Origin of the sequence: Mycolicibacterium vulneris (genome assembly GCF_002104765.1) — a bacterium.
Lineage (GTDB): Bacteria > Actinomycetota > Actinomycetes > Mycobacteriales > Mycobacteriaceae > Mycobacterium > Mycobacterium vulneris.
The window spans coordinates 200,434-213,213 of sequence record NZ_NCXM01000008.1 but is presented as its reverse complement, the minus strand read 5'-3'; the positions used below and the strand labels follow the sequence as shown (position 1 = coordinate 213,213).

The 12,780-nt window shown below is 66.6% G+C and carries 13 protein-coding genes and 1 riboswitch; all 13 genes read left to right on the top strand.

All coding sequences use genetic code 11. The features are described from left to right. Nucleotides 1-81 (top strand): PPE family protein, SVP subgroup (locus B8W69_RS29840; RefSeq protein WP_439330601.1); only part of this gene is annotated, 81 nt, incomplete at its 5' end. 31 nt (nucleotides 82-112) lie between these two features. Continuing rightward, a complete protein-coding gene (locus B8W69_RS10310; protein ID WP_133057987.1) occupies nucleotides 113-379 on the top strand; it encodes a hypothetical protein in 267 nt (88 codons plus the stop codon). Between the two features lie 160 nt (nucleotides 380-539). Next, complete coding sequence (locus B8W69_RS10305; RefSeq protein ID WP_067167504.1) at nucleotides 540-839, top strand: PE family protein; 300 nt, start codon at nucleotides 540-542, stop codon at nucleotides 837-839. Between the two features lie 320 nt (nucleotides 840-1,159). Then, nucleotides 1,160-1,456 (top strand): WXG100 family type VII secretion target, encoded by a 297-nt coding sequence (locus tag B8W69_RS10300; protein ID WP_064881136.1) that lies wholly within the window; start codon nucleotides 1,160-1,162, stop codon nucleotides 1,454-1,456. A 50-nt stretch (nucleotides 1,457-1,506) separates the two neighbouring features. Further along, a complete protein-coding gene (locus B8W69_RS10295; protein WP_085289717.1) occupies nucleotides 1,507-1,791 on the top strand; it encodes a WXG100 family type VII secretion target in 285 nt (94 codons plus the stop codon). Nucleotides 1,792-1,896: 105 nt separating this feature from the next. Next, nucleotides 1,897-2,799 carry an ESX secretion-associated protein EspG gene (locus B8W69_RS10290; RefSeq protein WP_007771416.1) on the top strand — a complete coding sequence of 301 codons (903 nt, stop codon included), beginning with the start codon at nucleotides 1,897-1,899 and terminating at the stop codon, nucleotides 2,797-2,799. Nucleotides 2,800-3,066: 267 nt separating this feature from the next. Next, a complete protein-coding gene (eccD, locus tag B8W69_RS10285; RefSeq protein ID WP_085289716.1) occupies nucleotides 3,067-4,578 on the top strand; it encodes a type VII secretion integral membrane protein EccD in 1,512 nt (503 codons plus the stop codon). Beyond that, nucleotides 4,556-6,385, top strand: coding sequence for a S8 family serine peptidase (locus B8W69_RS10280; RefSeq protein WP_085289715.1), 1,830 nt, complete (start codon nucleotides 4,556-4,558; stop codon nucleotides 6,383-6,385). The genes eccD and B8W69_RS10280 overlap by 23 nt, the downstream gene beginning before the upstream one ends. 16 nt (nucleotides 6,386-6,401) lie before the next feature. Continuing rightward, on the top strand, nucleotides 6,402-7,601 hold the full coding sequence (gene eccE / locus B8W69_RS10275; protein WP_085289714.1) for a type VII secretion protein EccE: 1,200 nt from the start codon (nucleotides 6,402-6,404) through the stop codon (nucleotides 7,599-7,601). Further along, the gene (eccA5, locus tag B8W69_RS10270) at nucleotides 7,598-9,430 is read left to right on the top strand and encodes a type VII secretion system ESX-5 AAA family ATPase EccA5 (protein WP_085289713.1); all 1,833 of its coding nucleotides are present in this window, start codon (nucleotides 7,598-7,600) and stop codon (nucleotides 9,428-9,430) included. Before eccE ends, eccA5 begins: the two co-directional genes overlap by 4 nt. Before the next feature lie 137 nt (nucleotides 9,431-9,567). After that, nucleotides 9,568-9,743: riboswitch (M-box (ykoK) riboswitch) on the top strand. 281 nt (nucleotides 9,744-10,024) lie between these two features. After that, entirely contained in the window at nucleotides 10,025-10,324 is a 300-nt protein-coding gene (locus B8W69_RS10265) for a PE family protein (protein ID WP_085289712.1), read from the top strand. A 15-nt stretch (nucleotides 10,325-10,339) separates the two neighbouring features. Further along, complete coding sequence (locus B8W69_RS10260; protein ID WP_085289711.1) at nucleotides 10,340-11,527, top strand: PPE family protein; 1,188 nt, start codon at nucleotides 10,340-10,342, stop codon at nucleotides 11,525-11,527. A 19-nt stretch (nucleotides 11,528-11,546) separates the two neighbouring features. Then, on the top strand, nucleotides 11,547-12,764 hold the full coding sequence (locus B8W69_RS10255; protein WP_085289710.1) for a PPE family protein: 1,218 nt from the start codon (nucleotides 11,547-11,549) through the stop codon (nucleotides 12,762-12,764). Nucleotides 12,765-12,780 lie beyond the last annotated feature (16 nt).

The following is a 12,780-nucleotide window of genomic DNA, read 5'->3' as shown; positions in this document are numbered from 1 at the left end:
AGTGCGGCCGGCCACGGAGTCGCCGGGCCCAAGTACGGCTTCCGGCCCACCGTCATGGCCCGACCACCCTTCGCCGGCTGAGCGCGGTGCCCCGTAGGTGTCGACACCGGTGATGACCACCGCAGTGGTCGGTGTTCGCGGCGTGATGCGCCTCGAGTTTTCCCGTCGATTCCGGGATATGTCTCTGGCAGACGCCGGGACGATCCAGCAGCTGAAATGTGAAAGGAGGTCCGCACGGCAGGCCACCGGAGTAGTAGTCGACGAGTTCGTCGGCACTCGGTTTTTCATGGCGGGCGATGCCGCTACAGCATCCCAGCCGACGGCGACCAGCAACTTTTTCGAGAGGTGGCTGGCAGCGATTGCAATGACGGTGCTATAAGGGGCGGCAGTCGAGGTCAGGCGCTGTTACTGTGTAGTTACCAAAAGTGAATTCGCCGTACCGCTAAATGAACAATTGCAAACACGGGGCTTCCACAACGACCTAGGGGACCGCAGTCATCTAGTCTCGCAGGGTCGGGATCCAACTAGGAGGGAACAATATGTCGTTCGTGACCACACAGCCGGAGGCTTTGGCCGCGGCGGCCGGGAATCTGCAGGCTATCGGGTCGACCTTGAGCGCCCAGAACGCAGCCGCTGCAGCCCCGACTACGGGGGTGGTACCCGCCGCTGCCGACGAGGTGTCGGCCCTGACCGCGGCTCAGTTCGCCGCGCACGCGCAGATGTACCAAGCGGTGAGCGCCCAGGCTGCCGCCATCCACGAGGCGTTCGTGAACACCCTGTCCACCAGCTCCGGTTCGTACGCTGCCACCGAGGCAGCCAACGCAGCCGCCGCCGGCTGATCGGACTGACGGTTCGGGCGCTCGGACAGATCGTCACCGAAGTGGGTTCCAACGCAACCGTCCCGCGGGGGACGATATGGGGGCCGCAGCATTGGGCTCTTCTTGCAACGTCCCGAAATCGAACACGCACTCCGTCAACTCAAACGCCGCGGTTCGGGTTCGACGTCCGTCTCACCGTGACAGCGCCCGGTGGCCGCCGGCTGACGGGAAGGGGGGGTCATTTCTATTCATTCGGCTCGGCGGTTGCGTAATGCGTAAACGATCCGGCCACCGTCTTCACCACATCACCTAGTAACCACGTAGCAAGGAGAACAGCCGACATGGCAACACGTTTTATGACCGACCCGCACGAGATGCGGGCGATGGCGGGCCGCTTCGAGGTGCACGCCCAGACCGTTGAGGACGAGGCTCGCAAGATGTGGTCGTCGTCGATGAACATCGCCGGCTCGGGCTGGAGCGGTCAGGCCCAGGCCACCTCGTACGACACCATGGGTCAGGTCAACCAGGCCTTCCGCAATATCGTCAACATGCTTCACGGAGTGCGCGACGGACTGATTCGCGACGCGAACAACTACGAGCAGCAAGAGCAGGCCTCGCAGCAGATCCTCGGCAGCTAGCGCCAGCAACCGCTGCTGCGTAAAATCCCAATACATTAGGAGACACCGTTATGAGCATTAACTACCAGTTCGGCGATGTAGACGCCCACGGTGCGCTGATTCGCGCCCAGGCAGCCAACTTGGAGGCCGAGCACCAGGCCATCGTTCGCGATGTGCTTGCTGCCGGCGACTTCTGGGGCGGTGCGGGTTCGGTGGCGTGCCAGGAGTTCATCACCCAGTTGGGTCGCAACTTCCAGGTCATCTACGAGCAGGCCAACTCCCACGGGCAGAAGGTCCAGTCCGCGGGCAGCAACATGGCCAGCACCGACAGCGCCGTTGGGTCCTCCTGGGCCTAACCCGCAACTTCAGGCGCGGCAGCACACCACCCGTCGGTGTGCTGCCGCGTCCTGCGGTTACCGTGCAGTTTGGCTTGAGGTAACTAGGGACCAAGTGGGGATTTGATGGACCAACAGAGCACCCGCACCGACATCACTGTCAACGTCGACGGCTTCTGGATGCTCCAGGCGTTGCTGGACATCCGACACGTCGCGCCGGAGCTGCGCTGCCGGCCATATGTGTCTACCGACTCGAGCGACTGGCTCAACGAGCATCCCGGAATGGCGGTGATGCGCGAGCAAGGCATAGTCGAGAATGACCAGGTGAACGAGCATGTGGCTGCGCGGATGAAAGTGCTCGCCGCCCCCGACCTCGAAGTTGTCGCCCTGTTGTCCCGAGGCAAGCTGGCCTACGGCGTCCTCGATGACGAGAATCAGCCCCCGGGCTCGCGCGACATCCCCGACAACGAGTTCCGGGTGGTCCTGGCCCGGCGCGGCCAGCACTGGGTGTCGGCGGTCCGGGTTGGCGGCGAGATCACCGTCGACGACGTCGCCGTCGCGGACAGTGCCTCGATCGCTTCCCTGGTGATCGACGCGCTTGAGTCCATCCACCACGCCGAGCCCGCGGCGATCAACGCCGTCAACGTGCCGCTGGAGGAGATGCTGGAAGCGACGAAGTCCTGGCAGGAGTCGGGCTTCAACGTGTTTTCCGGTGGAGACCTGCGCCGGATGGGCATCAGCGCCGCGACGGTGGCCGCGCTGGGTCAGGCGCTGTCCGACCCGGCCGCCGAGGTCGCGGTGTATGCCCGCCAGTACCAGGACGACGCCAAGGGCCCGAGCGCGTCGGTGCTGTCACTCAAGGACGGCTCCGGCGGTCGCATCGCGCTTTACCAGCAGGCCCGCACCGCGGGTTCGGGGGAGGCGTGGCTGGCCATCTGTCCCGCCACCCCGCAGCTCGTGCAGGTGGGCGTCAAAACGGTGCTGGACACACTTCCCTATGGCGAGTGGAAAACACACAGCAGGGTCTGACATTCGCGCGAAACGCAGAGTTTACCAATGTCTTTGCACTCAACATGCGGTTGAGCTGCGAGCACGGCATACTTCTCTCAAGACATCAGCAAATCTCAAACCGGTGTCAACGACAACTCTTAATCGCAAGGCGAGGCAGATGGAATTCCAATTAGTCGGAATGCACTTTGCGGGGGGCCGCAGCACCTCGACGAGTACACCAGCGCACGCCCGCGCGCGACTGGCGGCACGGGCTCACACCTTGATCACAATAGGGAGTACAGGGCGATGACTGCGGTAGTTGAAGTACCACAGCCTGACGTAGAGGGAATCTCGCAGCCTCAGGCAGTCGTCGTCGGCGTGATGGCCGGCGCGGGTGTCCAGATCGGCGTCCTGCTGGACGCCAACGCCCCCGTCTCGGTGATGACCGAACCGTTGCTGAAGGTGGTCAACAGCAGACTGCGCGAGCTCGGTGAGACGCCGCTGGAGGCCTCGGGCCGGGGTCGCTGGGCGCTGTGCCTGGTGGATGGTTCGCCGCTGCGGGCCACCCAATCGCTGAGCGAGCAGGATGTCTACGACGGCGACCGGTTGTGGATCCGGTTCATCCCGGACACCGAGCGCCGCTCGCAGGTCATCGAGCACATCTCCACCGCCGTCGCGGCGGACCTCAGCAAGCGCTTCGCCGCCATCGACCCCGTCATCGCGGTGCAGGTCGGTGCGTCGATGGTGGCCGTCGGCGTGACGACCGCGGCCGGCCTGCTCGGCTGGTGGCGGTGGCACCACAACTCGTGGCTTCCGACCGTGTACGCGGGCGTGATCGGCGCCGTGGCGCTGGGTGTTTCGCTTCTGTTGTTGATGCGGGCCCACACGCAGCAGGAACGGCGCGTCGCCGACACCATGCTGTTGAGCACCCTCGCGCCGTTGACGATCGCGGCGGCGTCGGCACCGCCCGGCGGCGTCGGATCGCCGCACGCGGTACTGGGTTTCGGGGTCCTCACCATCGCGGCGATCCTCGCCCTCCGGTTCACCGGACGCCGACTGGCGATCTACACCGCCATCGTCACCGTCAGCCTGATCGCGTCGGTGGCCGCGCTCGCGCGCATGGTCGCGATGACGAGCGCCGTCACGCTGTTCACCTGCGTAGTGCTGGTGTCCGTCATGATCTACCAGAGCGCGCCGGCGATCTCGCGGCGGCTGGCCGGCATTCGGCTGCCCGTCTTCCCGTCGGCGACCAGCCGGTGGGTGTTCGAGGCCCGGCCCGACCTGCCCACCACGGTGGTGCGCTCCGACGGTGGCCCGCCGGTCCTGGAGGGGCCCGCCTCGGTCCGCGACGTGCTGACCCAGGCCGAACGTGCCCGCTCCTTCCTGTCGGGTTTGCTGATCGGTCTCGGCGTGCTGATGATCGTCTCCCTGACCGCGCTGTCGGATCCACACACCGGACAGCGCTGGCTGCCTCTCCTGCTGGCCGGCTTCAGCGCGGGATTCCTGATGCTGCGCGGCCGCTCCTACGTCGACCGCTGGCAGGCGATCACCCTGGCCGGGACGGCGGTGCTGATCGTCGGTGCGGTGGTGCTGCGCTACGCGCTGGTGCTGCAGTCGCCCCTCGCGGTCTCGATCAGCGCGGCGATCCTGGTTCTGCTGCCCGCGGCGGGACTGACATCAGCGGCCGTCGTGCCAAACACTGTCTACAGTCCGCTATTCCGCAAATTCGTGGAGTGGATTGAATACCTCTGCCTGATGCCAATTTTCCCGCTGGCATTGTGGTTGATGAATGTCTATGCAGCAATCCGCTATCGCTAACGGCAAGGGGTGGCGTGGTCGCGCGTCCGCCGCGACCATCGCCGCCACGCTTCTCGCGTCGGGCGGCTTAGCCGGCTTGCCGCCCGCGTACGCGATTTCGCCCCCGACGATCGACGCCGGTGCGGTCCCGCCGGACGGTACGCCGGGACCGGGGGCTCCGATGAAGCAGAACTCGTACTGCACCGAAGTCGGTGTGCTGCCCGGGACGGATTTCCGGCTGCAGCCCAAGTACATGGACATGCTGAATCTGCAGGAGGCATGGCAGTTCGGTCGGGGTGCCGGCGTGAAGGTGGCCGTCATCGACACTGGGGTGACGCCGCACCCCAGGTTTCCGCACCTGATTCCCGGCGGTGACTACATCATGTCCGGGGACGGCCTGTCCGACTGCGACGCGCACGGCACCATCGTGGCGTCGATGATCGGCGCGGCGCCGGCCAACGGCGCCGGGGTGCCGCCGGCGGCACCCCGCAAGCCGGTCACCATCCCCACCACCGAGCCACCGCCGAAAGCGCCACCGCCGCAGACGGTGACCCTGTCACCGTTGCCTCAGACCGTCACGATGGTCCCGCCGACGCCGCAGGAGCAGCCGCCGCCCCCGGGTCCCTTCGGAGCACCACCCCCGGCACCGGCGGCCCCGCCGCCCGCCGGCCCGCCACCGGGACCACCGCAGGGCGGGCAGCCGCCCAATGGGCAAGCCCCGGCGTTTAGCCACGGCGGCGGCACGGTGACCATCCCCGGCTACGCCGGTGGCGGGCACGTGGCCAACGTCGACAACCTGCGCGGCCCGCGCCCGCTCGACCCGCCCCCGCCGCCGACGGCCGGTCCGGACGCGTTCAGCGGGGTGGCCCCGGATGTCGACATCATCGCGATCCGGCAGTCCAGCCAGGCCTTCGGCCTCAAGGACGCCTACACCGGTGACGAGGATCCGCAGACGTCGGCCAAGATCGACAACGTGCAGACGATGGCGCGGGCGATCGTGCACGCCGCCAACATGGGTGCTCAGGTCATCAACATCTCCGATGTGACCTGCATGAGTGCGCGCAACATCATCGACCAGCGTTCGCTGGGCGCGGCGGTGCGTTACGCGGCGGTCGACAAGAACGCCGTCATCGTGGCCGCCGCCGGCGACACCAGCAAGAAGGACTGCAAGCAGAACCCGCCCCATGATCCGTTGCAGCCCAACGATCCTCGCAATTGGAACGCCGTCACCACGGTCGTGACGCCGTCCTGGTTCAGCGACTACGTCCTGACGGTCGGCGCGGTCGACACCGAAGGCCGCCCGCTGAGCCAGGGCAATCAGGGCCAGGCGTCGACGAGCGTGGCCGGGCCATGGGTCGGGATCGCCGCACCCGGAACCGACGTCATCGGGCTGTCGCCCCGGGACGACGGCCTGATCAACGCGATCGACGGACCCGACAACACGCTGCTGGTTCCGTCCGGTACCAGCTTCTCGGCGGCGATCGTGTCCGGCGTTGCGGCACTAGTGCGGGCGAAGTTCCCACAGCTGTCGGCCTATCAGGTCATCAACCGGTTGACCCGGACCGCCCGTGCGCCGGCGCGCGGCGTGGACAACCAGGTCGGTCACGGCGTCGTCGACCCGGTGGCGGCACTGACCTGGGATGTACCCGACGGTCCGGTGAAACCGCCGCAGCAACTGTCGGCACCGCTGAACATTCCGAAACCCGTGCCGCACCGCGATATGGTGCCAGTGTGGGTGGCCGCCGGCGGCTTGCTCGGGGCCCTACTCATCGGCGGCGGAGTCTTCGGTACGGCGATGCTGATGAAGCGATCGCGGAAAGAGCAATAGGGGCGGAGCAGCTTTCATGAAGCGTCAGCGCAGGTTTGGGTTGTCTTTGTCGTGGCCGCGGCTGACCACCGTGTTTTTGGTCGACGTCCTGATCATGGTGGTGGCCAGCCACTGCCCCGAGTCCTGGCAGGGCACGTATCGCATCGCGTTCTGGGTCGGAGTCGCCCTGGCCCTGCTGGTGACGCTGCTGTCGCTGGTGACCTACCACGGCCTCACCGTCACGTCGGGGCTGGCCACGTGGCTGTGGGATTGGTCCGCCGATCCGGGCTCCGCGCTCGCCGCGGGCTGCACCCAGGCCCTCGACTACCAGCGCAAGTACGGGCACGACAAGGTCGGCGTGCGGCAGCACGACGGCCAGCTGGTCACGGTGATCGCCATCAGCGGCGGTGACGACGACTCGGCTTCGCGCCTTCGTCACCGGCACGCGGCGCCCACCCTGCTGGTGTCGGCCGTCGCTTCGGGCCTGCGCCAGTTCGATGTGCACCTCGATCACGTCGACATCGTGTCGGTGAAGGTCCGCCGTGGCGGCAACGCCGCCGAGTTGTCCAAGCTGGACGACTGGGGCCCCGAAGAGTGGGAGGTGGCCAACGACGAGCCCACCACGTACATTCGCCGCACCTGGCTGGTGTTACGGATGAACCCGCAGCGCAACGTCGCCGCCGTCGCGGCCCGTGATTCGCTGGCGTCGACCTTGGTGGCCGCCACCGAACGGCTCGCCCAGGATCTCGACGGGCTGACCTGTGCGGCCCGGCCGCTGACCGCGGCGGAACTGGCCGAGGTCGACCGTGCGGTCCTGGCCGATCTGGAACCGACCTGGAGCCGTCCCGGCTGGCGCCGCCTCAAGCACTTCAACGGGTTCGTCACCAGCCTGTGGTTGTCGCCGTCCGACATCACCACCGACAAGCTGGACGAGCTGTGGGAGGACGAGACCGTCGCAACGGTGCTGACCGTCCGGCTCACCTCGCGCGGCGGCCGACCGCAGGTATCGGCCTGGGTGCGGTACCACAGCGAAAAGCGGTTGCGCAGAAACGTCTCGTCGGGCCTCAACCGCCTCACCGGACGCCAGCTGGCCGCGGTGCGAGCCAGCCTGCCCGCCCCGACGGCGCGCCCACTGCTGGTCGTGCCGAGCCGTCCATTGCGCGCCGACGATGACGACCTCGCGCTATCCGTCGACCAGCTGCGAGGGAGCTCGGCGGGCGTACCTGTGGCGCAATGACGAGGTCGCACTCAACCGCTGAAAGTGCCCGTAACGCGATGGTCGCGGGCCTGCTGGCCTCGGGCGTCTCGGTCAACGGGCTGCAGCCCAGCCACAATCCGCAGGTTGCGTCGCAGATGTTCACCACCGCGACCAACCTGGACCCCGGAATGTGCGACGCCTGGCTGGCGCGGATCCTGGCGGGGGAGCAGAGCATCGACGTGCTGTCCGGTGCGTGGTCCTCGATCCGGACGTTCGGTTGGGAGACCCGCCGCCTCGGAGTGACCGAGTTGCAGTTCCGGCCCGAGGTTTCCGACGGGTTGTTCCTGCGGCTGGCCGTCACCACCGTGGAGACGTTGGCGTGTGCGTACGCCGCGGTCCTCGCCGAAGCCAAGCGCTACGAGGAAGCCGCGAAACTGATCGACGGCGTCGAACCCCGTCAGCCGGTCGATGAGGAACTGGTCAGCTACGTGCGCGGCGTACTCTATTTCCGCACGGCTCGGTGGCCCGATGTGCTGAATCAGTTCGCCGAGGGGAAGACCTGGCGGCAGCCCGAACTGAAGGCCGCCGGCGCGGCGATGGCCACCACGGCGCTTGCCTCACTGGGTGTGTTCGAGGAGGCGTTGCGCCGGGGCCAGGACGCCATCGAGGGCGACCGGGTGCCGGGCGCGGCCAACATCGCCCTGTACACCCAGGGCATGTGCTTGCGGCACCTGGGCCGCGAGGACGAGGCCGTCGAGCTGCTGCGCCGGGTGTACTCGCGGGATCCGAAGTTCACGCCGGCCCGCGAAGCGCTGGACAACCCGAACTTCCGCCTGATCCTGACCGATCCGGAGACGATCGAGGCCCGGACCGACCCGTGGGATCCGGACAGTGCGCCGAGCCGGGCCGAGGCGGAGGCCGCCCGCCACGCCGAAGAGGCGGCGAAGTACCTGGCCGAAGGCGACGCCGAGCTCAACGCCATGCTCGGCATGGAGCGCGCCAAGCGTGAGATCAAGCTCATCAAGTCGACCACCAAGGTGAACCTGGCGCGCGCCAAGATGGGACTGCCGGTGCCGGTCACGTCGCGCCACACATTGTTGCTCGGCCCGCCCGGTACCGGAAAGACCTCCGTGGCAAGGGCTTTCAGCAAGCAGCTGTGCGGGTTGACCGTGCTGCGCAAGCCCGTGGTGGTGGAAACCAGCCGCACCAAGCTGCTGGGCCGTTACATGGCCGATGCGGAGAAGAACACCGAGGAGCTCCTGGAGGGTGCCCTGGGCGGCGCGGTCTTCTTCGATGAGATGCACACGCTGCACGAGAAGGGCTACCAGCAGGGCGACCCCTACGGCAACGCGATCATCAATACGTTGCTGTTGTACATGGAGAATCATCGCGACGAGCTGGTGGTTTTCGGCGCCGGCTACGCCAAGGCCATGGACAAGATGCTCGAAGTGAATCAGGGTCTGCGGCGGCGCTTTTCGACCGTCATCGAATTCTTCAGCTACACCCCGGACGAGCTGGTGGCGCTGACCCGGTTGATGGGCCAGGAGAACGAAGACGTCATTACCGACGAATCGGCGCAGGCGCTGTTGCCGTCGTACACGAGGTTCTATCTCGACGAAAGTTATTCGGAGGAAGGCGATCTCATTCGCGGGATCGATACGCTCGGCAACGCCGGTTTCGTGCGCAACGTGGTGGAGAAGGCCCGCGATCACCGCAGTTTCCGTCTGGACGACGAGGACCTGGATGCGGTGCTGTCCAGCGACGTGACCGAGTTCAGCGAGCGGCAACTGCTGCGTTTCAAGGAACTGACCCAGGAGGATCTCGCCGAGGGCCTCAGCGCGGCGGTCGCCGAGAAAAAGGCGGACTAAACCGTCGTTGCCGGGTCCGCGTGCCCTCCCCGCCGGGGCCCGCGCGGGTGCACTGCAGGTGACGGCGGGGTGAACCGCTGGGAATGCGTTGTACGTCAGCTTGACTCAGCGCAGGTCGAGTGCCACCATTGCCAATGCAAGCACCTCGCTAGGTGAGGCGTCTGCACGGACACAGGCCACTGACCTCGAACGTCGAAAGACGCCCAGGGTCAGGACAGCTCCTCCCGGATTAAGGGTTGAGCCCAAGTGGCTTCCGGCTTTGGTTGGCCGGATACGCCGTGTAGTGCCGAAGCTCTGACGAGAGGGGTGCCGCAACCGGCTGTTTCGCCTGGTTGTTCCTCCCCGTTGTGCAACGTGTGGCACCCCCGCGTGCCCTGGCCTTGAGGAGGTGAGAGCGAATTAGTCTCAATGACAGTCCGTATGTCAGATCGTTGACCATTTCGCGTCGATCCGACCTCGGCATCGTATTTTCCTGAATTGGCTTGTAGTTAGCCGATTTTCGTAGCACGCGCGCCCGCTGACGTGTGGCGTAGGCGCGCGCCCGCGGCTGGCCAGAATCTCTGGCAGGCCGACCTCTTCGTGGGGAGATTTGTGATGAACTTTGTTACCGCACAGCCGGAATCGCTGGCCATTGCCGCCGGTCGGCTGCAAGAGATTGGTTCGACCCTGACCGCCCAGAACTCGGCCACGGCCGTCCCGATGACGGGAGTGGTCCCCGCCGCCGCCGACGAGGTGTCACTGCTGACCGCGGCGCAGTTCGCACGGCACGGTCAGACATTTCAGGCGCTGAGTGCCCAAGCTGCGGCGATACACGAAAACTTCGTGACCACCTTGCAGACCAGCGCCGGATCGTATGCGGCCACCGAGGCGGCCAACGCCGTCGCGGCCCGCTGAGCCCCAAAGCGGACCATGTTGGACTTTGCGGCGCTGCCGCCGGAAATCAACTCGACCAGAATGTATTCCGGCCCGGGATCGGGGCCGATGTTGGCCGCAGCTGCCGCCTGGAACACAATGGCTGCCGAGTTACGTTCCGCAGCAGCCTCTTACGGATCGACGGTGACCGAACTGACCGGTTCGGGTTGGCTGGGTCCTTCATCGATGTCGATGTTGGCCGCTGCGGCACCCTATCTGGCTTGGCTGGATGGCACCGCCGCCCAGGCCGAGGAGGTCGGCGGTCAGGCCTTCGCCGCCGCGACCGCGTACGAGTCGGCGTTTGCGATGACAGTGCCCCCGGCGGTCGTCGCGGCCAATCGCGCTCAATTGGCGATACTGGTTGCTACCAACATTTTCGGTCAAAACACCCCGGCAATCGCCGCCACCGAGGCGCAATATGCCGAAATGTGGGCTCAGGACGCGGCCGCGATGAACGGGTACGCCACTGCATCGAGTGCGGCCGCACAATTCACGCCGTTGGCCACGCCGCAGTCGATCACCAACGCCGACGGTGTGGCCGGCCAAACCAACGCAGTGGCTCAGGTGGCTCAAACGCCGGCCGGTGTCGTGCAGTCGAACCTGTCGTCGGCAGTCAGCGGTTCCACCTCCTCGTCCCCAGGGTCGGTGTCGTCGTATCTGGCGGGCCTGCTGAGCGGCTCGGACAATTCGGCCTTCGGCACCTTCACGAATGGCAACTTCTTCAGCACCGCGGTGGTCAACGGTGCTCTCGCCGGTGGCCCGTTCAACCCGCAATTCATCATCGCATCACTCCAAGGCGTCATGGCAGCGCAGCACGCCACCGCACTGGGGGGCCTAGGGGACTTCGCCGCCGACGCCGAAGGCGTCGCGACTGCCGACCTGGCATCGAACACAGTAGGGTCGGCCGGCCTCGGCGGCGCATCCGCCGGGGTAGGCAACGCGCATCTGGTCGGGTCGATGTCGGTGCCGCAGAGCTGGGCGTCGGCGGCCAATGTCGCCTCCGGTCAAACGGCCGTGCAGGCCACCGGCGTCACCGGTCTCACTGACACGGGGGCCGCCCCAGCGGCAGGCGGACCCGGAGGCGTCGCGGGGCCGATGGGCGGCCCCGGCAGGCGACTGCGCCGCGCCATCCCCAAATACGGGTTCCGACCCGTCGTCATGCCACGTCCGCCGGCCGCCGGCTGAGAACTCTGGAGAAGATGTCATGTCGCTTTATGTGGGATTGCCGCCGGAAATCAACTCGGCCAGAATGTATTCCGGCCCGGGCTCGGAATCTATGCTGGCCGCCGCGGCCGCGTGGAATGCCATTTCTACGGAAATGCGTTCCGCTGCAACCAGTTATGAATCGGTGATCGCAGCGCTTACCGGCGAAGGCTGGTTCGGACCGTCCTCGACGAAGATGTGGGCTGCGGTCGCACCTTTCGTCGAGTGGCTCAACACCACCGCCGCACAGGCCGAGCAGGCCGGCACACAGGCCAATGCGGCCGCAGCCGCCTACGAGGCCGCGTTTGCCGCGACCGTGCCCCCGGCCGTCGTCGCGGCCAACCGCACCCAGCTGACGAACTTGGTGGCGAGCAACCTTTTCGGCCAGAACACCGGGTTGATCGCGGCCAACGAGGCCCAGTATGGCCAGATGTGGGCTCAAGACGCCTCCGCGATGACCAGCTACAGCGCCGCCTCGCGCGCGGCAACCGAAATGACGCCGTTCCAACAACCGCAATCCGACACCACCAGCGGGGGAACAGCCCTACAGACCGCCGCAGTCGTCAACGCCGCCAAGGGCGCCTCGACCAGCTCGAGCACCTCCTCGGGAGGGAGCCTGCTGGAGTGGCTTGGCCTCGCGCCCAATACGAATACCTCCACCACCGGGCTTGCCGGGTTGATGAACTACCTGGATGGGAGCAACGGGTCACTGCTGGGAAGCTTCCTCAACAACGCCTCGGTCGCCAACTTCTCCAATGCCTTTACCACCAGCGGGCTGCTGAACCCGACGTCGTTCATCGATTCGGCGGTCAATATGAACTCCATCTCGTCCTTGAACGCGGTCGACTCGACCACGTCGGGACTGGGAGTTCTGGCCGCCGGCCTTGGGGGTACCGCGAACCTGGCGTCGGTGACCGCGCCCGGCGCGGCAGCGGTGGCGGGCGTAGGGCAGGCGAGCCTCGTTGGGGCCCTGTCCGTTCCGCCGGCCTGGGGCGCCACCGGAGCGGCGATCACGCCAGTCGCGGCGACGAGTCAGGTCGGCCTGGGTGCCTACCATGGCTTCGGCTCCGCCACCCCGATGGTGATGGAAGCGGCTGGGGCAGTCGGCATGCCGGGTGTGCCCCTGGCGGGTATCCCCGGTGGGCATGAGGACGAGTTCTCTGAGCCGATGTACGGGTTCCGTCTCCGAATCATGGGTCGCCCGCCGGCCGCCGGCTAGGGATAGAGAACTCACA

What these genes read in the sequence shown, in the direction of transcription:
- B8W69_RS10310 (WP_133057987.1), top strand. Translation starts at nt 113, where the DNA reads ATGACCACCGCAGTGGTCGGTGTTCGCGGCGTGATGCGCCTCGAGTTT.
- B8W69_RS10265 (WP_085289712.1), top strand. Translation starts at nt 10,025, where the DNA reads ATGAACTTTGTTACCGCACAGCCGGAATCGCTGGCCATTGCCGCCGGT.
- B8W69_RS10295 (WP_085289717.1), top strand. Translation starts at nt 1,507, where the DNA reads ATGAGCATTAACTACCAGTTCGGCGATGTAGACGCCCACGGTGCGCTG.
- eccA5 (WP_085289713.1), top strand. Translation starts at nt 7,598, where the DNA reads ATGACGAGGTCGCACTCAACCGCTGAAAGTGCCCGTAACGCGATGGTC.
- B8W69_RS10260 (WP_085289711.1), top strand. Translation starts at nt 10,340, where the DNA reads ATGTTGGACTTTGCGGCGCTGCCGCCGGAAATCAACTCGACCAGAATG.
- B8W69_RS10280 (WP_085289715.1), top strand. Translation starts at nt 4,556, where the DNA reads ATGCAGCAATCCGCTATCGCTAACGGCAAGGGGTGGCGTGGTCGCGCG.
- B8W69_RS10290 (WP_007771416.1), top strand. Translation starts at nt 1,897, where the DNA reads ATGGACCAACAGAGCACCCGCACCGACATCACTGTCAACGTCGACGGC.
- B8W69_RS10255 (WP_085289710.1), top strand. Translation starts at nt 11,547, where the DNA reads ATGTCGCTTTATGTGGGATTGCCGCCGGAAATCAACTCGGCCAGAATG.
- B8W69_RS10300 (WP_064881136.1), top strand. Translation starts at nt 1,160, where the DNA reads ATGGCAACACGTTTTATGACCGACCCGCACGAGATGCGGGCGATGGCG.
- eccE (WP_085289714.1), top strand. Translation starts at nt 6,402, where the DNA reads ATGAAGCGTCAGCGCAGGTTTGGGTTGTCTTTGTCGTGGCCGCGGCTG.
- B8W69_RS10305 (WP_067167504.1), top strand. Translation starts at nt 540, where the DNA reads ATGTCGTTCGTGACCACACAGCCGGAGGCTTTGGCCGCGGCGGCCGGG.
- eccD (WP_085289716.1), top strand. Translation starts at nt 3,067, where the DNA reads ATGACTGCGGTAGTTGAAGTACCACAGCCTGACGTAGAGGGAATCTCG.